The organism is Pseudoalteromonas holothuriae (assembly GCF_945859825.1).
GTDB lineage: Bacteria > Pseudomonadota > Gammaproteobacteria > Enterobacterales > Alteromonadaceae > Pseudoalteromonas > Pseudoalteromonas holothuriae.
Map to the genome: position 1 here is coordinate 66876 of NZ_CAMAPC010000005.1, position 21137 is coordinate 88012.

General features: G+C 41.4%; 19 protein-coding genes and 1 pseudogene. 6 read left to right on the plus strand and 14 right to left on the minus strand.

Annotated features, from left to right (window positions below; translation table 11 throughout):
• Positions 1-127: 127 nt before the first annotated feature.
• Positions 128-562, minus strand: a complete 435-nt coding sequence (locus OCI93_RS08235) for a helix-turn-helix domain-containing protein (RefSeq protein ID WP_315942699.1) — start codon at positions 560-562, stop codon at positions 128-130.
• A gap of 78 nt (positions 563-640) precedes the next feature.
• On the opposite strand from OCI93_RS08235, the gene OCI93_RS08240 reads away from it, so the two are divergent.
• Positions 641-2065, plus strand: coding sequence for an MFS transporter (locus OCI93_RS08240; RefSeq protein ID WP_261626185.1), 1425 nt, complete (start codon positions 641-643; stop codon positions 2063-2065).
• A 21-nt stretch (positions 2066-2086) separates the two neighbouring features.
• Positions 2087-2605 (plus strand): hypothetical protein, encoded by a 519-nt coding sequence (locus OCI93_RS08245; protein WP_261592081.1) that lies wholly within the window; start codon positions 2087-2089, stop codon positions 2603-2605.
• A gap of 33 nt (positions 2606-2638) precedes the next feature.
• Here OCI93_RS08245 and OCI93_RS08250 read toward each other — a convergent pair whose 3' ends face one another.
• The 3 genes from OCI93_RS08250 to OCI93_RS08260 all read right to left on the minus strand — a co-directional run bounded on the left by OCI93_RS08250 (position 2639) and on the right by OCI93_RS08260 (position 6157).
• Positions 2639-3766, minus strand: coding sequence for an RNA polymerase sigma factor (locus OCI93_RS08250; protein ID WP_261626186.1), 1128 nt, complete (start codon positions 3764-3766; stop codon positions 2639-2641).
• 549 nt (positions 3767-4315) lie between these two features.
• The gene (locus tag OCI93_RS08255) at positions 4316-5596 is read right to left on the minus strand and encodes a peroxidase, FMP-type (protein WP_261592079.1); all 1281 of its coding nucleotides are present in this window, start codon (positions 5594-5596) and stop codon (positions 4316-4318) included.
• A 183-nt stretch (positions 5597-5779) separates the two neighbouring features.
• On the minus strand, positions 5780-6157 hold the full coding sequence (locus OCI93_RS08260; protein ID WP_261592078.1) for a DUF3224 domain-containing protein: 378 nt from the start codon (positions 6155-6157) through the stop codon (positions 5780-5782).
• A 47-nt stretch (positions 6158-6204) separates the two neighbouring features.
• Between OCI93_RS08260 and OCI93_RS08265 the strand changes: the two genes are divergently transcribed.
• Positions 6205-7053, plus strand: a complete 849-nt coding sequence (locus OCI93_RS08265) for a helix-turn-helix domain-containing protein (RefSeq protein WP_261592077.1) — start codon at positions 6205-6207, stop codon at positions 7051-7053.
• A gap of 56 nt (positions 7054-7109) precedes the next feature.
• Here OCI93_RS08265 and OCI93_RS08270 read toward each other — a convergent pair whose 3' ends face one another.
• On the minus strand, positions 7110-8150 hold the full coding sequence (locus tag OCI93_RS08270) for a sensor domain-containing diguanylate cyclase (protein WP_261592076.1): 1041 nt from the start codon (positions 8148-8150) through the stop codon (positions 7110-7112).
• A gap of 135 nt (positions 8151-8285) precedes the next feature.
• On the minus strand, positions 8286-9914 hold the full coding sequence (gene panP, locus OCI93_RS08275) for a pyridoxal-dependent aspartate 1-decarboxylase PanP (RefSeq protein ID WP_261592075.1): 1629 nt from the start codon (positions 9912-9914) through the stop codon (positions 8286-8288).
• 404 nt (positions 9915-10318) lie between these two features.
• On the opposite strand from panP, the gene OCI93_RS08280 reads away from it, so the two are divergent.
• Positions 10319-12196, plus strand: coding sequence for a GGDEF domain-containing protein (locus OCI93_RS08280; RefSeq protein WP_261626187.1), 1878 nt, complete (start codon positions 10319-10321; stop codon positions 12194-12196).
• Here the strand turns inward: OCI93_RS08280 and trmB are convergent.
• The 7 genes from trmB to rph form a co-directional block, all read right to left on the minus strand.
• Positions 12164-12832 carry a tRNA (guanine(46)-N(7))-methyltransferase TrmB gene (gene trmB, locus OCI93_RS08285; protein ID WP_261592073.1) on the minus strand — a complete coding sequence of 223 codons (669 nt, stop codon included), beginning with the start codon at positions 12830-12832 and terminating at the stop codon, positions 12164-12166. The genes OCI93_RS08280 and trmB overlap by 33 nt on opposite strands.
• The gene (locus OCI93_RS08290; protein WP_261592172.1) at positions 12832-13599 is read right to left on the minus strand and encodes an ABC transporter permease; all 768 of its coding nucleotides are present in this window, start codon (positions 13597-13599) and stop codon (positions 12832-12834) included. Before OCI93_RS08290 ends, trmB begins: the two co-directional genes overlap by 1 nt.
• 2 nt (positions 13600-13601) lie before the next feature.
• A complete protein-coding gene (locus OCI93_RS08295) occupies positions 13602-14522 on the minus strand; it encodes an ABC transporter ATP-binding protein (protein WP_261592072.1) in 921 nt (306 codons plus the stop codon).
• A 1-nt stretch (position 14523) separates the two neighbouring features.
• Positions 14524-15147: a flavin prenyltransferase UbiX gene (locus OCI93_RS08300; protein WP_261592071.1), complete on the minus strand. Its 624-nt coding sequence runs from the start codon at positions 15145-15147 to the stop codon at positions 14524-14526.
• A gap of 16 nt (positions 15148-15163) precedes the next feature.
• A complete protein-coding gene (gene mpl / locus OCI93_RS08305; RefSeq protein ID WP_261626188.1) occupies positions 15164-16546 on the minus strand; it encodes a UDP-N-acetylmuramate:L-alanyl-gamma-D-glutamyl-meso-diaminopimelate ligase in 1383 nt (460 codons plus the stop codon).
• Between the two features lie 199 nt (positions 16547-16745).
• Positions 16746-17390, minus strand: a complete 645-nt coding sequence (gene pyrE, locus OCI93_RS08310) for an orotate phosphoribosyltransferase (protein WP_261626189.1) — start codon at positions 17388-17390, stop codon at positions 16746-16748.
• A gap of 32 nt (positions 17391-17422) precedes the next feature.
• The gene (gene rph, locus OCI93_RS08315) at positions 17423-18136 is read right to left on the minus strand and encodes a ribonuclease PH (RefSeq protein WP_261592068.1); all 714 of its coding nucleotides are present in this window, start codon (positions 18134-18136) and stop codon (positions 17423-17425) included.
• A 183-nt stretch (positions 18137-18319) separates the two neighbouring features.
• Here rph and OCI93_RS08320 point away from each other — a divergent pair, with 183 nt between their 5' ends.
• Both OCI93_RS08320 and OCI93_RS08325 read left to right on the plus strand, forming a co-directional pair.
• Complete coding sequence (locus OCI93_RS08320) at positions 18320-19180, plus strand: YicC/YloC family endoribonuclease (protein ID WP_261592067.1); 861 nt, start codon at positions 18320-18322, stop codon at positions 19178-19180.
• A 351-nt stretch (positions 19181-19531) separates the two neighbouring features.
• Positions 19532-20032 (plus strand): Arm DNA-binding domain-containing protein, encoded by a 501-nt coding sequence (locus OCI93_RS08325; RefSeq protein WP_465250989.1) that lies wholly within the window; start codon positions 19532-19534, stop codon positions 20030-20032.
• A 108-nt stretch (positions 20033-20140) separates the two neighbouring features.
• Here OCI93_RS08325 and OCI93_RS21075 read toward each other — a convergent pair.
• Positions 20141-20836 (minus strand): annotated as a pseudogene (locus tag OCI93_RS21075) (DUF927 domain-containing protein); the annotation flags it as partial.
• Positions 20837-21137 lie beyond the last annotated feature (301 nt).

A 21137-nucleotide genomic window follows, 5' to 3' on the forward strand; every position in this document is an offset into this window, starting at 1 on the left:
CATTCTAACTATGCATCTAGTCAAATAGTCAAATAGTCAAATAGTCAGTTTAGTGAAGAAAATTACCTTCTATTCTTATTTATGCTCTTTAAATCACCACTTTTAATACAAAGTCATAACTTATTTATCATGCAAACTTAGATTTTCGGTTTGCTAATAACTGCGTTCTTGCCGCTTTAGAAACCAGCGATTGGAATTTTGGACAGTCTAATTGGTTTTGCTCTGGGCATTTTGCTACATGCTTTAAACCATCACGCATTGCTTCAAATTGCTTGATTTTTTTATCTAATAAATCAGCTTTTTCGATTAATTGCGAACGGTCTATAGTTACCTCTCCACTGGATGAGAACATGTGTGCTATTTCATCTAATGTAAAGCCTGCATATCGCGCAAGCGCGACTAAAGCCAATTGCTCAATCACTTTTGTATGAAACACCCGGGTTATGCCCTTTCTACCTATCGAACGAATAAGACCTAATTCTTCGTAATAGCGGATTGTTGAAGACGGCAACCCAGTTTGTTTAGCAACTTGCCTAATGGTTATCTCTAATTTGTCACTCATCTATTGACCTCAAGCCGGCTTGAAGATTTAACATTGCCTCTATGTTAGCAATCTTCATAGTTGAATACATAGGTATCTATGCAAAATAGTCATCAACATATCGGCACGATAAGCGATAAAAAACGACTCAAAAATAAGGGAATACATACACTGTGTATCTCAACTTTAATGTGCTCACTTGCACTTAGTAGCGTTAATATTGCCCTACCAGAGCTTGCTTATAGCTTGCAGACTAATTTTTTAGATGTGCAATGGGTCATCATTGCTTTTATGTTTTCACTTACTTGCACACTTGTTATCGCAGGTTCATTAAGTGATATATATGGCCGTAAAAAGTTATTTTTAATTGGTATATTAATTTTTACTCTTGCTTGTAGCGTCGCCCCTTTAGTACAAAGTTTGTGGGCATTGGTGGTTATGCGTTTAGGCCAAGGCATTGGCAGCGGTATATTATTGACAAGCTCTATGGCACTTGCTGCTGATATAGTAAGCAAAAATAAGCTCAGCTCTATCATAGCATTACTCGCCAGTGTGTCTGCAGTTGGTACAGGACTTGGTCCTATTATGGGCGGGGTTATTATTGAATATGCCGGTTGGCAGCCAGTTTTTCTTGCCAATATTCCTTTAGGGATTGGTTTGTATATCTATGCCTCTAAATATCTACCTTCCAATGTGCCTAAGGCAAAAAAACACTTTAGTGACTTTACTGGAGCCTGTTTACTGTTAATTACCCTGCTGACCTATACCTTGGCTATCACATTAACAAGCCAAGGTTTTAACTTACTGAACTGCCTACTTTTAATCATATCTTTTGTGACATTGCAATTGTTTTTAGCACACCAAAAACGTTCTTATACTGCCATGATCAATGTAGCGTTAATCAATACTCCATCATTTTTACTGTGCATGTTTAGTAGCTTTATTGTTTCAATTTTTGTTATGGCTTCATTAGTTATTGGCCCATTTTACTTGATTTACACACTCAATTTAAGCGCAGCAACTGCAGGTCTTGTCATGGCAGTTAGCCCATCGGTAGTCGCTAGCATGTCATTTATACTTAGTCAGTCATTGGTTTATTTATCACTAAGAGCACGCGTACTGAGTGGTTTGTCCATTTTATTGCTTGGTGCCTTATGTATGGCTCACCTAAAGGTAGAGTATGGCGTTGTTGGTTACATTCTTTGTTTAACTGTCACAGCATTAGGTTATGCACTATTTTTATCTGCCAACAACACTCTCGCCATGCAACACGCAAATAGTAAAAACCGTGGTGCAGCATCTGGCACTCTCAATCTTGCTAGAAACTTAGGCTTGCTCAGTGGAACATCAATTATGAGTCGCTTATTTACAGTAGAGTCTCAGGCAGTCAACTTTTATACAACCCAGTATCAAACCATTGAAGCAAGCTTACACATAACTTACCTAGTCGGTGCAGCATTACTGCTCATAGTAATTATTGTTCAACTTAAGTACCTATTTTATAAAAAAAGTCATTCCCTTTAACTTACCTATGAGGCTATCAAAATGAAACCTAATACACTTAATAAATTTATCACTGCTACTAGAGCTAATTGGCAAGGTTTAACCAGTACCAATATACTCAACTGTAAAACACAGCTTGAAGAGTTAGCCCGTACACCAAGCTCTGAGCCTTGGTTAGCGCAACTGCATGCCAGCAAGCAATCGAGTACTGAACTATACCGCGACCCAGAACATGGCTTTATCTTACTTGCCCACATAGAGCCAAAACACACATACCGCCCACCTCACAATCATGGCGCCGGCTGGGTGCTTTATGCCGTTCAACATGGTGCAATGGACATATCAACTTATAGTCAAGTAACCGATTGCAACGGGCATACGCAACTTGTATCAAGAGGTGCAACTACATTAAGTTCAGGGCAGTGTCATGTTTACTTACCCAAAGATATTCACGATACAAAATCTACAACTGACTATGTGTTGATGTTTCGTCTCACTAGTACCGATATACAAACTGAAAAACGAGAAGGTCGTTTAATACAGTTTGACCTCTCTCGCTAAAGGGGTGGTAGTCACCATGCATTACTGTGTAGATTAAACAAACAGCCTTGCACTGTTATGTAAGCCAACCAAGAGCCCAACCGCCCCCATCAGCGGTCCCATCCAATTGAGTAGTTTTTGCATACGCACTTGTTTTGGTAGGTTCATGCAAAAATTGCTTGGCTTCTTTATTCTTCGTTGTATTGCCGTTAGCTGTGTTAGTTCTACCAAGCGAACTAGCCCAATAGAAAAAAGGGCATAACTGGCGACGGGTGCCCACCAGCCTGAAGTAAATTCGTAACTCAGCGTAAGCAACACACCACACAATGCAATCCAACCGCTCAACAGATTGCGATAATAAATTAGCTTAGGCCGTGCTGAAGGCTCTACGATATTTTCAAGAAATACACGACTGTTTAAATACACCGCTAAGATACCAGTCAATGCACCAATTAAGCTCCCCCCAAGCAATAGGGCTCCCTTTGCAAATAAACTAGATTGACTCGCTGAAGCACTAACACTTAACGTTGCAGCCGCCACAGGACTAGAAACTCCAATAGCATTGAGTACTGCCACACTGAAGCCAACACCTGGTGCTGTGCTAAGAGTCAACTTTCCATATTTACTCAACCACTGCTGCTTAAGCAACTGCCTTATCCGAGATAGCTTTTTCCGCACATTAGCTTCGCTCAACTCAAGTAGTTTTGCAACCTGCTTGGTAGATTGTTCTTCACGATAATACAGCAGTACCAACTCTCGACTTTCTTCAGGCAGTTTATCGATAAAATATTGAAGTATGACACTCGTTTGCACTCGATTTAATGCAGTAAGTGCGTCATCATCCACGCATTTTAAATTATCAATCAGTAAATCACGTTCGCTATCACTTACTTTAAGTGACACCTTATTATCACGAAGATAATTAATAGCTGTATACCGGGTAATTTGTCGAAGCCATGGCAAAAAACTATGTGTATTTTGCAAAGTCGCCAACTGCTGCCACACCTTCACGTAAACTTGCTGTGCAACATCTTCACTGGCATCCAAATCTTTTACAATTGCTAATGCAGCACTGGTTGTGACATTTTGGGTCTGCAAAACTAAACGCCCAAAAGCTTTAGGATCGCCTTTTTTAGCACCTTCAATATCAAGACTTATTTGCTCAAAGTATGTAAGACTCATATCCCCCTCCCAAAATATATCGTGAGTGAACCGCCAACCACTTTGACTGTTGAAACAAAAAACCTTTTACTAAGCACCCATTTACTCGAACCAGAAAACGAGAATATAAAACTAAAAGTGGTTAAAAAAAGTAGCCTGTATCGCATTTTTATTTCCTTGAATTAAAACATCTTAACCAAGTCACAGCGACCTAAACAAGTGTGACAACCGTTTTAATTTTTTTACCCACCTTTAATAAATAACCTCAGCTCTGGATAAGCGAATTTGCCCAATAAAGCTATTTTTCCCACTATTTACGTTGCTTTTACTTACAATAGCCAACTATTACTGAATAAAACCGCATTGATATTGACCAAAATATCGTCATTGGATGATAAATATATGGATTGTTACGTATTTACTATTTCAAAACTCTTATCCAAACCTGAGGTTAAATAGGTAAAAGCTGAAATGGCTGAAACACAAAGCTAAAATACAAATAAAAAGCCACACCCTTAAATAGAGCATGGCTTAATTATTCTCAACACCCTTAAAGTGTGTAAGGCCCTGTTAGTCAATATGCTTCATTCGATGTACAACGCTTTTTGGTTTTTTATCTACATCATCACTTTGCTCTTCTGGCAGCTCAATTGCCGTATATCTCTCGTCCTCAGGAATATCCTCTAAGCGTCGAAGCGTATTTACCTGAATATGAGGCCACAAAGTTGTTCCACCGCTGGAGCCAAACATAAATTCAAAGTCTACAATCTGTTCGTATTGTAATTGATCAATCACTTTGTCTTTACCGTCTTTGCCTTTAATCACAACCTCTTCAACCCACATACGATAACGCATACGAGCAACACGGCAGTAACGCTCAATCATCACATTGTTTATTGCGCCACCTTGTACGCCGGTATCATGTTGTGTATCTAATTCGATCAGGTCGTACTTTTTAAATTTCAGCTTATCGTTAAAGTCTTTCAAGATCAGGTTTGGTTGTACGGTATAAGGAAACTGAGCCCCAAATTGATTATAATTAAAAATACGCTGAAAATACGCTCTTGCACTATTAACGCCACCACCTTCTTGCTGCTCCCTTGGGAGTTCTGTCCAACTCGGTTTTTCGCGAGAGCCTGCGATTAAATCTCGTTGTGGATCTATCCCCATTGTTGGTGATATTGAAAGATACTGTTGCTCCCAAAGTGAGGCTATTTGTGGCTCAAAGCGCTTGTCTTTTGAACTCGCTGCATCTTCACTTTGGGTTATTTCACCGGTTAAATGAATGGTTGTACCGTGCGGTATCACACCAGAACGAGATATTGAGTGAGGTGGAACAAATTGAGGACCAAGCTCACCAGGGCCTATGACCGGATCGCCAGCATCCTCTATGAATGACTCTTCTGTGGATGGGTGTTTAAACATCGTTGGTGGGTTTTGTGTCGGACTGTCATCTTGCCATGGCATAGTATTGTCACCCAACCATATATACATCCCGTTCTCAAAATGTTGTAACAGTTCATCGTTATCAACAATGGCTGTTTCATATTTTACCGCGCCATTAAATTGCTCGTTTGAGCCTGCACGATTTCGAACAGGCGCATTAACTTGAGTAAATTTAAGCTGCTCTCTGTACTGTTGAGATTTAAAATGAAATACCCCAAAGATAGTTTCAGCAGAGGTTCCCGGAGATGGCATACAGGTTGTATGTAAGCCTTTTGGCCCTCCTTTCCAATTAACCCAAGTACCGTTTAATTTTGACAACACCCCAAATTGAGGTATCACAGGTTGAGTATCTTCAGACCATGTTTTGTAAGGCCTTACCGACGAAACATTAAGTTCCTTAGTCATTGTATTCTCCTTGCTTATAGGAATTTAAAAAGCCAGTGACAGTAAAAGTCGCATTATTCATGCTTTAGTTAATGGCTAACTGTTTAGTAATTCATCTATAAGCATGGACGATGTAACGAATAATACCTATTACACCGCCTTACATAAGCCTCAGATTAAGCGCAGGCTAGAATATGGCTGGTATTATTCACCTATTTGGTACTGTGCTTTCCCCTCTGAAGCTGACGTAAACTTCCCATTTGTATTTTTTAATTGAGTAAAAGGCTCGCAAGCAATTACAGTAAATTGACTACTTGCAATACCATCAACAAACTTTCCTGTATGCATTAAAGTAAGTTTACAAACAGTGTCTTTGAATATGCCATCAATAAACTCAACACCATTAAATTGAGCATTGCCACTTTCATCGTAAACCAGTTGATATTTTACCCAACTTTGTCCATGCAAATCCCCCGTATAAACCTGTTTTATCTGAGCTGTTTTAAACGTAATGTGTTTACCCAGTGAGAAATCAGGTGCTTCTTGCCAGTCTTGAATTTGGAATGTGCCGATAAGTTTCATTTGTGCCTCTGCGTTAATATTTAAAAACTAGACCTTAAAACTAACACATGGGTATATTAGAGTATTGTAAAAACGCGCAACCCAAATTGACTGTGACCCAAATACTAAAAGAACATCAAGCCTCCATAACGGGTGTACTTCACCATACTCATAGCGAGCAACACTATACACTGCGAAGATACCTACCTCAGGGGAAGTTGGCTCATTTAGTGGAGCAGTTTTGGATTGTTGATTGGGCACTCAATGAAGGTCAATCACATATACAAACCAACTTACCAGACCCAAATTGCCACCTCTACTTTGAGCAAGGCACACTCAAAGTAATTGGCCCAGTGAGCACAGCTTATCGCTTTGAGATGCAAGGTGAAGATCGCATAATTGGTGTTAAATTTACTTTGGGGACGCTCGCACTGCAAACTGGAATAATTGCTGCTGATTTAGTAGATAACACAGTGCCAGCCACACAGGTATTTGACTTTGCAGATAGACTTGAATCTGAACTATTAATAGCCCATTCAGATGCAGACATCATACGTATATTGCAATTATGGTTAACACCATTAGCTTGCAAACCACCAATACAGTTAGCAAAAACACAAACACTGATACAGTTGATAAAACAGCACGCCGACATCACGCAGGTAGCACAGTTGTCGCAACACGCAAGCACTCCAAAACGAGTCATTCAAAACTACTTCAAGCAATATATCGGCCTGTCTCCTAAGTGGTTAATTAGAAAATATCGCTTACATCAAGCACTTGAGCTATTGGACTTAAAAAACAAAGACATTATAGAAGTGGCAACATGGTTAGGCTATACCGACCAATCACATTTTATTCGTGATTTTAAAGCATTCACTGGTACGACTCCAAAAGCGTACTGTCGTCAGTGTTAATCGATGATATATCGAAAAGCAATAAAAGAGATGTCGGATTCGCTCAGCGATACTCTTCAGTAGGTGGTAACTCGATTGCGACCTTTTGCTTTGGCATCGTATACCGCATGATCAACTTGTTTTAACGAGTCACTAAATGGCTTTGCTAAATTCACCTCACCAACACCACAACTGACCGTCACTTGGATAAAATGACTATCAATTTCAATGGTGTTTTTTTCAACATTTAGGCGTAAACGTTCCGCCACTTCTAACGCTCCAGATGCTGGCGTGTTTGGTAACAACGCAACAAACTCTTCACCACCTAAGCGGCATAAGCAGTCTTCAGCTCGTAATACTTGCTGGCAGTATTTTGAAAATGCTTGCAAAACCACATCGCCCACTTCATGACCATAACTATCATTAATACGTTTGAAGTGATCAATATCTAACATTACTAAACTTAACTGTTGACCAGAGCGAATATGGCGGCTTATCTCACGGTGAGCACAATCCATTAAATAACGGCGATTTTTTAGCCCAGTTAAGGCATCTCTAAAAGCCAATTTTGTAAGCTGTTTTTGCAGCAACCATAAATCTTTCACAAGCAATCTTCGGCTACAACAATCCGCAACCATTTCAGCGTAAGCGATTTCTGACCCTTGCCAATGTCTTGTTACGCCGGTACCTTCAAAGCAGACTACACCATGAGGGATACCATTTTTAAAAATAATGGTATCAAGCATGGTGGAAATATTATTACTATCCAAGTAATTCTCTTTGAATTCACAGGTGCGGGGGTCAGTCGCTGCATCCGTCGCATCTATCGAGATACCTGTCGTAATAGCTTTAAAATAACTGGGGTATTGCTCACACAAAAGTATAGGGTAATCAACTTCAGAGCACTCTTCTTGCCAAGCTGTGCTGGCAACATTAATCAGCTTTTTGGGGACAGTGATATCATCAAACAACCACACAGATACATGTTCAACAGCAAGAGTCTTTTTACTTTCTAAGATAAGGTCTAGTAAAAAGTTTTGGTAACTACCAGATACATCAAGCTCTTGGGAACTCATTCTTCTTAAACGCTGAGTTACTTCACTAAGGTCAATAAACATTGTAAACCACTATCTTGGTGTTAAACATAGGGTATCTATGAGGCATGCTCACTTTGTCACAATGATACCTAAAACAATAAAAAGTGGGTAATTATTTATATACAAATATTTAAAAAACAACGATAACTGTCATTTTTATGTCATATATTTTAATAAATACTTCTTAAATATTGGATCTGTTTTAGCCAGTGCTTTTTGTTCATCTAAAATACCCTGCAATATACTTTTTGACGTTAATGGATTGGCAAGTACAACACGAAACACAACGGTAGGCTGACTATCATACTGGCTCGGTGTTAACCGTGTACGTGATACAAATGAAATACCAGCCTCACGCTGACGTTTTTGCATACTGGCAGTAAAACGATTTAGCGCAGCATAAATATCTATGCGCTCTTGTTCACTTGCAGACTCAATCGCTTTGCGAACTTGCACTGGCACATAACGGTAAGTTAATAAACATAGTTCAGGCTGTGAGATTAGCTCAAAGTTAGGTTCTTGCTCTATTAAGCTGGCAAAATACTTGGCTTTTTCTATGCCTTTATCAATGAGCATTTGGTAGCCTTTACGGCCAATTACTCGTAAGCACGCATGCACCAGCATAGCCATACCTGGACGACTGCCTTCAAGGGTATGACTGCCTAAATCTTTTGAGCCTTTACGCAAAATATATTCTGCGTGATGTTCTATCGCATCCGATGCTGCTGGGTCTTTAAACAACACTAAACCTGCGCCCATAGGCACATACATTTGTTTATGCGCATCAATGGTAATTGAGTCAGCACGTTCAATACCATTTAATAAATGCCGGTTATTTGCTGATAATAAAGTAGCACCACCCCATGCAGCATCAACATGAAAATGACAGCCAAGTTCTTCGCTTAGGGTCGCCATGTCGTCAAGTGGGTCGATATTACCAGTTTCGGTTGTGCCGGCCACACCAACCAAAGCCATCACTTTTATACCTTGTGCTTCTAACTTATGAGCTTGCTCACGCATTTTTGGTACGTTAACTTTGTTATTTGCATCGGTTTCTATGGCAATAAAATTGTCACGACCAAGGCCTAGGACATCTGCCGCCTTACCTAATGAATAGTGACCACGTTCAGACACTAAAACAGCGAGGCCTTTATAGCCATAGTGCAACATGGCAGCAACCATGCCTTTTGCTGCAATTCCTTTAAACTGACCATCCGCTTTTAATAAACGGTTACGCGCAATCCAAAGTGCGGTGATATTTGCAACTGTACCTCCAGAGCAAAAAGCACCTAAAGACGTGCTCGCACTGTGCATCCATTTATCGTAAAATTTATCTGATGCGCCATAAGCTAAATGGTGCATCATGCCTAACACTTGCCTTTCAAGTGGCGTAAATGCCTTTGAAGTTTCAATTTTTACCAAGTTTTGATTCAAGCCCACCATCAGTTTAGACAGTGGTAATACAAAGTGAGGTAAAGCCGAAGTCATATGGCCGATAAAACTCGGCGCAGCAGTATGTACAGAGTGTGCAACTAACTGCTCCATAATATCTTGTGCATAATCAGACACAAACATTGGCTCTTCTGGGATCACGGCAGATTGAAAGTCCTTCTCAATATCATGTAAGGGCTTTTCTATTGCTGCAATGTTCTCGTTTAAAAAACCTGCTAAGTTATTTGAGATCTCTAACTCTATTTTACTTAGAGTCGAGTCAGGCGCTTCTGGCACCGTAAAAATACGCATTAAACTTTCTTCAGAAGCGACAGCACAACGCTTTGGACCCATTACATTACCCAGTTAGTTACGGACTGCCTCTTTGCTGCCCACAAGCTTGTTATTTTGAAATGGCTAACTTTACTGCAAGTAAAGCCTAATGTCTCCTATTGTATGCTGAAAAATCATGATATGACTAAGTTCGTTATGACAATTTAATGTTATAACTAAGACAACCCTCTTAAATTTACGTAACAAAGCGCGTTTCAAATTATACATTCATATCTTACCCCCGGGATTTGTGTGCAACCGAGCTTTAAAAAACCACTACATAAAATTCAATCACAAAGCACTATCCTGCTCTGTTAAAAACACTAAAAACTAACTAGACTAGACGGGTTAATTCAGCTTGAAAGCTTTACAATCATGTTGCGTGAAGTTTAATTTTTGGGAATAAAGTGTTTATAAGGATTATTATGTACCGAAAGACCTCAGCAATGACTTGGTCACTGATAGGGTTTTCACTTTTTATATCTAGTTTAATTGGCTATGTTGCGTATACCTATCATTCAACACGCACAGCCATCATGACACAAATTGATGAACAACTGCTCCGTGCAGCAAAGAGTGCTCAATTAATTCTCGAAGGTGACTACCATAACCGCTTAAACAACATGAGTGCTTTAGAATATCAGCAAAAAAGTGCACAACTTACAGCGCTTGCACAGGCCATTGGTGTAGAGTATGTATATGCTATGATATACCGCCCACCACATGTCGTTTTTACTGCATCCAGTTATACAACAGAAGACATAAAAAACAACAAACTCACACAATTTTTGGATAAATACCCTGAAGCGACGAACATTAACAAAGCCGCATTTCAATCCACCGAACCTGTATTTGAAACATCCGAAGATCAATGGGGCCACTTTAAAACCATTTTTGTTCCATATATCTCCAGTAATGGCACCACTTACATCACCGGTGCAGATATGACAATTAACCAAGTTGATACAATGCTACAAAAAAGCGTTGCAAGAGCCACATTAACTGCAACCTTTTTCTTTTTTATTGCGGTGATGGTGGCTGCGTTCTATATCACTTTATACCGCAGGTCGATGAGCACAGACCCCCGCACAGGCTTTGCAAATAGAGTGGCCTTAGAGCGAGATTTAAGTAAACAACAAGACCAACATATTTGCCTTGCTATTATTTCAATAGATGAGCTCGAAGACATAATCGGTTTTTATGGTACTCAAGTGGGCGATCGCGTAATACAAAAAGTAATGGAGTACTTTAAACCCATTACTCAGCCTCATACTGTCTATCGATTAGCCACATCGAAGCTCATTATTATGAGCCACGTTAAAGAGGGTGAAGCATACTTAAGCCGGATCATTGCAGATTTTCCAAAGTCAACGCCCATACTAACTAAGCCCCATTTATACGTGCAATTACACGCTGGTATAGCCTCAGGTAATAAGTCGTTGTTACTAGAAAATGCAGCCATCGCATGTCGACAAGCAAAACAAACACAGCAACTTATTTGCCTGTTTAATCTAGATAGTCAGGATGCTCGTCTAAAACAAAAAAACCACTTAGCCATTGCTAATATTTTGCAAGATGCTTTTGCCAATAATCGAGTAGCCACCTACTTTACACCTAGAGTTGACCCAAATACTCAACAAGTGGTGCAACATGGCTGTACAGCAAGAATAATCACCGAACAGGGGGCTATTTTAAAAACCGACAGCTTTAATGAAGTGGTGCGTCAGTCCCGCTTACAAAGCCAACTAACACGTAATATTTTATCTCAGTGTATTGACCGATTTAGAAAAACAGGCGCAGCTTGGAGCATTAAGCTTAGCTATCAAGATGCAACCGACCCACAATTACTAGATTTTATTGACCAAGAGTTAAAACGTTACCCTCAACCGCGCCTAATCACATTTGAATTAGATGAAAAAGATGTACTTGAACATTTTAATGCCATGGCGGTGTGCATTAATGTACTCAAAAGCAAAGGCGTAAAAGTATTAATTAATGCGGTCAGTAGTGGCTTATTAACTGTTAGTCGAGTAATGAAGCTGAATATAGATATGATTTTATTAGATGAAAACAACATTACGCATATTGCGGATGATGAGCAGGTTTTTGATTTTATAAAGCATATTGCAAAGCTTTGTCATGATAAGCATATTATGCTGTTAGTAGCAGGTGTTGAGTCTCAAGCGCAGTATAACAAGCTCTCCAGCGCAGACGTTGATTTAGTTGAGGGGCGCTATATTGCAAGTGATGCCCCTCACCTATGCACTAAACTAAGGCAGTTGCACAACCAAGCGCATGCTTGATTGACCACTAGCCCAGTACTTTCTCTCAAATGGAGTAATTGCCGTATCACTATGATAGGCAGTTACTGGTACTGGGTAACCCGCTAACTGTAAAGCACGCGCAAACTCTTTTACATAAATATCCCAATTACTGCGCACTTCCAGACAACCACCTAATTTAACGATAAACGGAAAAACTGCTGCACCGTGCCAACGACGCTGCACATGCTTGGCTTTTGGCCAAGGGTTTGGATAGAGCAAATAGTGATGGGTAGGTTGCCACTTTGCATCTACCGCTAAGCGCCAAAAGTCATTTAAATCAGCTTGTACCAGTATATATTGGCCTGACTCTGATTGTTTATATTCTACATCATGCTTGTTTAAACGATGCGACGATTTATCAATGCCTATCACCAGCGCGTTTGGGTGTAATTTCGCTAAATTTGCAGTACTTTCACCCACTCCACAGCACGAGTCTAAAATAATCGGCCCATTGAACGCTTGCACACGGGCATTAACTTCATCAAAGGCATGCTGGGTGTGCGCTGCTATGGGTTTTTTAAACTCAGCGACAAGGTGTTTATTGACTATCTCATCAAGCTTTTCGTGCAAACTTGGCTGATTTGATACAATACTTCTTGAATTTGCTTCACTCATCAGTGGCGTAACCCTACTCCTCGACGTATTAAACTCAACGCCAAGATAAATAATCCAGAAATAAACGCTAATAATACCGTAAATGCGACATATATGTTGACATCTGAGACGCCTAAAAAGCCATATCTAAATGCATTAACCATATAAATGATTGGATTAACTTGTGATACGCCTTGCCAAAACTCAGGTAACAAAGTAATTGAATAGAACACCCCACCTAAATAGGTCAATGGCGTTAAAACAAAGGTAGGAATAATACTAATATCATCAAAACTATTAGCAAACACCGCGTTTATCAACCCACCAAGAGCAAACACCGCTGAGGTTAAAACAACCGTCGCCATGATCACACCTAAGTTATGAATTTGAATATCCACAAAAAATAGCGATACCAAAGTCACAATAAAGCCAACCAAAATACCACGAGCCATGCCACCACCAATGTAGCCAAGCACAATAATATAATTTGGCACGGGGGCCACCAGCAGTTCTTCAATGCTTTTTTGAAACTTAGTTGAATAAAAACTCGAGGCTACATTTGAGTAAGAATTTGTGATCACCGACATCATAATAAGGCCAGGTACAATAAACTCCATGTAGCTGAAGCCTCCCATATCACCAATGCGAGAGCCAATTAAATTACCAAAAATCACAAAATACAAAGTCATGGTGATCGCTGGTGGAACAAGGGTTTGCACCCAAATCCGCAAAAAACGAATACACTCTTTTATCCAAATACTTTTTAATGCTACGCCATAGCGGGTAATGCTCATGATGTTCGCCCCTGCTCTAATAATCCAACAAACAACTCTTCTAAGCGATTAGCTTTGTTACGCATACTCAATACCGTATTACCTTGTGCTGTTAACTGAGTGAACACCTCATTTAGCCCCTGTGACTTGGCAACCTCTACCTCAATGGTATGGTCATCAGCCATGGTAAATTCATAGCCGTCAAGCGTCACCGGCACAATCGGTAATTTAAGGTCTAACACAAAGGTTTCTTTATCTAATTTTGCAAGTAAAGCTTTAATGGTGGTGTTTTCAACAATAATACCCTTATCAATAATGGCAATATTTTTACACAATAACTCTGCCTCTTCGAGGTAGTGAGTGGTTAAAATAATGGTCACACCTTGTTTGTTGATCTCGCGTAAAAACTCCCACATAGAGCGACGCAACTCAATATCAACCCCAGCTGTTGGTTCATCAAGGATCAGTAGCTTGGGTTCATGCATTAAAGCTCGCGCTATCATCAAACGACGTTTCATACCACCGGATAATGTACGTGCTTGCTTGTCTTTTTTCTCTAGTAAACCAAGTTGTTTTAAGTATTTTTCTGCGCGTTCATGGGCCAAACCGCGCGGTACACCATAGTAACCAGCTTGATTAACTAAAATCTGATTCAGTGTTTCAAACTGACTAAAGTTAAACTCTTGCGGTACTAACCCCAGTTCCGACTTAGCATCTTCCAATGCGGTATCTATGCTATGGCCAAATACTTCAACTTGTCCTGCGGTTTTATTAACCAAAGAGGCAATAACACCAATAGTGGTCGATTTACCTGCACCATTGGGTCCAAGTAATGCAAAAAAGTCGCCTTGCTCAACTTGCAAATCAATGCCTTTTACGGCCTCTACGCCGTTTTTATAGACTTTTCGCAAGCCTTGAATATTCAATGCAATTGTCATGTTAATGTTGTTCTCCATAACCCCAACGTTTAGTTAAAGTATGTTCGATATTTAAATGATCTAAAATACGGGCCACCATAAAATCGACCAGATCAGCAATCGATGCTGGCTGATGATAAAAACCAGGTGCAGCTGGCATAATGGTCACCCCTAATTGACTCAACTTGAGCATATTCTCAAGATGAATAGAACTAAATGGGGTTTCTCGTGGCACTAAAATTAGTTGGCCACGTTCTTTTATCACCACATCAGCGGCGCGCTCTAATAAATTATCAGACGCCCCCATGGCAATCGCCGACACACTGCCTGCACTACATGGGCACACCACCATTTTTTTAGGCGCTGCCGACCCTGATGCCACAGGACTAAACCAGTTATCTTTACCAAACACTTTAATTTGCTCAGGTTTGGCGCTAAATAACGTACTCAATTGCTCTGTGGCTTTTTGCTCGTTGCCCGAGAGTTTAATGTTCGACTCAGTATCAAGTACCACTCTAGCGGCACTTGAAATAAGTACAAACACTTGATAATTCATGGCCACTAATACTTCTAATAAGCGCAAGCCATAAGGCGCGCCCGATGCACCACTAAAGGCTAATGTGATAGCAGGTTTAAACTTATCCACTCATGTTACCTATAAATTAAGACGTTAATTTTTCTTTATGTGCTAGCGCAGTCAGTAACTTCTGATGCAGGCCAGCAAAGCCACCGTTGCTCATTATCAATACGTGTTGACCCGGCTGCGCTTGTTCACACACACAACAGATAATATCATCAATATTGTTAAAGCATTGTCGTTGTGCTTTTCGCGCGGCCTCTGCGAGTGACCAACCCAACCCTTCAGGCTCCAATAAGTAAACTTCATCGGCCAGCGATAATGACTCAAGTAAGGTATGTTGATGCACGCCCATTTTCATGGTGTTTGAGCGTGGCTCTAAAATTGCTATTACGGGCTCGTTGCCTACTTTGGCTTTTAGCCCCGCTAGTGTTGTTTTTATAGCGCTAGGGTGATGTGCAAAGTCATCATACACATGCACGCCGTTTACTTCGCCCAATAGCTCCATTCTGCGCTTTGGCGATTTAAACTCTACCAATGCCTCAATACTTATCGAAGGTGCAATGCCCACATGGCGCGCGGCTGCAATGGCCATCATGGCGTTTTTAACGTTATGCTCACCAATTGCTGACCACTTTACCGTACCTAAAAGTTTTCCAGCTAGATATACTTCAAATTCAGATCCATCATTAACAAGCAACTTATACGTCCAATCGCCATTTAAAGTTTCTTGCAAGCTCCAAAAACCACGTTCGAGTACTTCAACTAACGCTTTATCATCAGCAGGATAAATCGCTTTACCTTGGCTGGGTAAGGTTCGCAGTAAATGATGAAATTGCGTTTGAATGGCATTTAAATCATTAAAAATATCGGCATGATCAAACTCTAAATTGTTCATAATTAAAGTGCGTGGCAGGTAATGAACAAACTTGCTGCGTTTATCAAAAAACGCCGTATCGTATTCATCAGCTTCAATAACAAAAAAAGGGGTGTCGGATACGCGAGCTGACACGCCAAAATTTTGTACAATACCACCAATTAAAAACCCAGGGCGCAACCCTGCATATTCAAGTAACCATGCCAGCATACTGGCTGTGGTGGTTTTGCCATGAGTGCCTGCAACCGCCAACACCCATGCCTCTTGCAACACATTATGCTTTAACCATTCTGGCCCTGAAGTATAAGGAATTCGGTGCTCAAGTACATATTCAACACACGGATTACCACGGCTCATCGCGTTACCAATTATGACCATATCTGGGGCTGGGTCTAACTGTTTTGGGTCATATCCAGTGGTAAGTTCAATGCCCAAAGACTCTAACTGAGTGCTCATTGGCGGATACACATTTTGATCTGAGCCTGTCACTCTATACCCTAAAGATTGAGCAATGGCGGCTATCCCCCCCATAAAAGTGCCACATATGCCTAAAATATGAATGTGTGTTTGTGCTTGTTGCTGAGTTGCCATGAGAATAACGTGCCTTTTTATTAATTTTACCGCAGTTGGCAAGGTGCCTACTATGCCAAATTTGAGCGCAATAAACCAATCATAACAGCCGTGCGCGATAAGCAATAATAACGGCCTTGGCTGAACTTTTAATGAGTATTCAATAGATAAAAAAATGCCAGTCGCTGACTGGCATTTTTAAATACTATAACGAGCTGATTTACGCAACTCCATATTGATCGCGATATGCTTTTACCGCATCTAAGTGCTCAGTCATGCTGCCTTGTTCTTCAAGGTAGGTGATCAAGTCAGCCAGCTTAACAATAGAAACCACTTCAGTACTAAAGTCACGCTCAACTTCTTGGATGGCAGATAACTCAGCTTTGCCTTTTTCTTGACGGTCGAGTGCAATTAACACACCGGATAAATCAGCACCCGCAGCCGCAATGATCTCCATAGACTCGCGTATTGCCGTGCCTGCGGTGATCACATCATCAACTAACATAATACGGCCTTCAAGCGCCGATCCAACTAATGAGCCCCCTTCACCATGCTGCTTTTTCTCTTTGCGGTTAAAGCAATAAGGTACATCTTTGTTGTAGTGATCGGCCAACGCTACGGCTGTGGTTGTTGCAATTGGAATACCTTTATAAGCTGGGCCAAATAACACGTCATAGTCAATACCCGCATCTTGCAACGCAGCGGCATAAAAGCGCCCCAAGCGCGCTAAATCGCGACCGGTGTTAAACAAGCCAGCGTTAAAAAAGTAAGGACTAGTACGGCCAGATTTTAAAGTAAACTCACCAAATTTAAGTACCTGCTTTTCAAGGGCAAATTCAATAAATTCTTTTTGATATGCTTTCATGTGCTACCTACTAAAATTTAAACCGACCAAACTTATGCTAATGCTTTCTTTTGTAAATCAATGATCTCACGAATTGAGTGCTTCGCTAAACCAAGTAACTCATCTAACTCTTCAAACGAGAACGGTTCACCTTCAGCAGTGCCTTGCACTTCAATGAGCTTACCTGTTTCAGTCATGATCACGTTCATATCGGTTTCAGCTTCAGAGTCTTCTAAATACTCAAGGTCTGAAATCGCGGTCCCTTTGTAAACACCCACTGAAATAGCCGCAATCATAAACTTAAGCGGGTTAGTGTTGATCATACCTTTAGCACGCATGTTTGTAAGCGCATCAACTAAAGCAACACACGCGCCGCTGATTGAAGCAGTGCGTGTACCACCGTCGGCCTGCAATACATCACAATCAATCGTTACGGTGTTTTCGCCTAACGCTTTTAAATCAACTGCTGCACGCAATGCACGGGCAATTAAACGTTGAATTTCCATGGTGCGACCGCCTTGCTTACCACGAGCCGCTTCACGGTTATTTCGAGTATGCGTTGAACGCGGTAACATACCATATTCAGCGGTGATCCAGCCTTTACCTTGACCTTTCATAAAACGAGGTACACCCGCTTCCACAGTGGCTGTACACAGTACTTTGGTGTTACCAAACTCTACTAAAACCGAACCTTCGGCATGCATAGTATAGTTACGAGTAAATGTTACCGGTCTAATTTGGTTTGCTGTTCTTTCGCTTGGACGCATCCACGTTCCCCTAAAGTAAAAGTTTTATCTATTATAAAGGCACAACCGATCGGATGCTATGTGTTAACTAAGAAATAGTTGCGGTAAAAGTTGATTATTTTGGTAATTATTTCCGCTGTCGCCTTGCGTGCTTTATAAGCTATAATGGCGCAGAAAATTCTGTTAATAGATTAGGAACTTTACATGATCCATAGTATGACCGCCTACGCACGCCGAGAAGTTAAAGGTGATTGGGGCACTGGAGTTTGGGAAATTCGCTCGGTAAACCAGCGCTACCTAGAAACCTTTATCCGCGCACCTGAACAATTTCGAGGTATGGAGCCGGTAGTACGTGAACGTTTGCGCAAACATTTGCAGCGCGGCAAGGTTGAAGTGTATTTAAAGTTTACTGCAAACCCTGCACATGTGGGCGAGCTCTCTATTAACGAAACCCTCGCTGAGCAATTAATTAACAGCGCTAAATGGGTGCAAAAACATAGCCAAGGCGATATTAACCCTGTTGATATTTTACGTTGGCCAGGCGTAATGGAAGCGCAAGAAATTGACTTAGACAGCGTTAACACCGAGCTACTGGCTGGTTTTAATGAACTTATCGAAGACTTTAAAGCCGCCCGCGCCAGCGAAGGTGAAAACTTAGAGGCAATGATTACTACCCGCCTTGAAGCCATTGTAGAGCAAGTGGCTATTGTTGAAAGCCATATGCCTGAAGTAAGCAAATGGCAGCGTGAAAAACTCACTACTAAACTTGAAGAACTCAAAGCAGAAATAGACGAAAACCGCCTAGAGCAAGAGCTTATTTACCTTGCCCAAAAGCAAGATGTAGCCGAAGAGCTAGACCGCTTAAAGTCACACGTAAAAGAAACTCACAAAATCTTAAAAAAAGGCGGCGCCTGCGGCCGTCGTTTAGACTTTATGATGCAAGAGTTTAACCGCGAGTCAAACACCTTAGCCTCAAAATCAATCAACACCGAGATCACCAATGCCGCCGTTGAATTGAAAGTATTGATAGAGCAAATGAGAGAGCAAATTCAAAATATCGAATAGTTTTTTTACCCGTCCAAGAATGTCTTAAAAGCCCTGTTATTTGCTTGTAAATACAGGGCTTTTTTATTTTTCCCGTCCAAATCGGTTTGCAGATGTCCGTTACCAGTTGCTGTTTAAGTGGAGGGCAAAATGGTGGGCAAAACCTGTTTTTTTGACTCAATAAGCGAAAAGTCAAGGTATCTGGTGAGCAGATTTTTGCATCTATCTCACCACCGCCTTATGCCATCTCCACTTATCGTGCTGCTTGCAGATTGTTCAATCACTCAACTATCGAACCAATCGATAAACAAACAGTGGTGGGCAATGGTGAGCAAATTTTAAAGATTTCTTAGGAATATAGAGTAACAAACGATGGCAAAACTAACCGCAACTCAGGTGCAGTCTTATGCTCGCACCGCAACAGCAAACAAAAAATACAGTGATGGTAATGGCCTATATTTTTGCGTAAGAAAATCTGGCATGCCGTATTGGATGCTAAGGTATACCAGCCTAAACGGACGACGAGAAGCAACGCTCGGTCAATACCCAAGCATGACCTTAGCAGAGGCTCGACTTGAATCGTCTAAAATGCAGCTACAACTTCAGCAAGGTGAAGATCCATTAGCAATTCGCGCTATTGAAACCATCCCAGAGATCCAAAATGTCAGCCAGCTGTTTCAAGACTGGTATTCCAAAGACTTAAGTCGCTGGTTAAAACACCCAAATATGCCCAAACGTGTTTTTACCAAAGAGATTGCACCAGTGATTGGTCAACTCCCTATCCAAGCAGTGCGGCCAATAAAATGGGCAAACTTGAACACTTCACCGTACACGATTTGCGCCGTACCTTTCGCAGCCTTGCCGCCTCCTTAGGCATTACAGGCAACGTGGCCGAACGCTGCCTTAACCATAAGCTAAACATCTACGACCGCCACGATTACTTTGAAGAGCGCCGTATTGCCCACCAAACCGTAGCTGATGTGGTTGAACCACTGGTGAACTTTGAGCCCACTTCACAACACATAACAGGAGGTAGAGGGTTTGTGCACCGCTGGTGTCTATCCAACCCGCACGTTGGCGTACTTGGCTGCTGTAACCGGTTTGTTTGGGCGTAAAGCGGCTTTCGCCATGCTGCTCAATAAAACTGCGTACTTGGCGAATGGCTTGTTGGTCTTCATTGGCGGCCACACCACCGCGAGCAAGTATCCATTGGTTAAGCTGACTTAAACAGGCGGCTTCGACACTTTGGCTTGGCCAATCGAGTACTTTGGCTTGAATGGCTAACAACCCTGCACTGGCCAGTAAGGCAAATTTTTCGGCGACTCGGCGCACGTGGCCGTCTGCTTCGGGTGGCAAGCTAACTAAAAAACGTTGGCGTACATTTTGGAAAACGGGTCGCACCTGTGCGCCGTGCTGCGTTAAATACCGTAACTAGTCCAAGGCCAAGCAGCCGTAATGTTGACGACTTTGCTGTTTTAAGTGATCGGCTAAATCGGCGGCGTTCATATCATGGCTATGGTTAAACACGCCCATTTGCGCTCCGGCATCGGCACTGAGATCAATCACGCGCACTTGCTGCCCCGCTTTTACGCGCTTGCCAATACTGGCAAGGTGGCTTTCAAGCGTCACTTCGCCAGTGGATAAAAACACCAAACGCCAACGGGCGGGTAAGCGCAAAATCCGCTGCTGACGCGCTGGGTGTACTGAGTTTGTGGGTGATTGTGTGGTTGGGTTCATCGTTTTTATTTTTTCCAAAATAAGCCTCACTGATCTGTTAAGCTCAGTTAGGAGTTTGCCCCACTAGTATTAAAGAGTTAAACGGACGCAGTAGGTAGATAAATGCCCAGATCATGCAGCTTTCTGAGGGTACAGATAGCTACTTGCCCCAGTATTTACATAATGCCCCAAGTGATAAATACCGTGTGAGCAGGGTTGGCGTGTTGCTAAGTGGCGTGAATTAAGGCTTTGCCCAAACTGC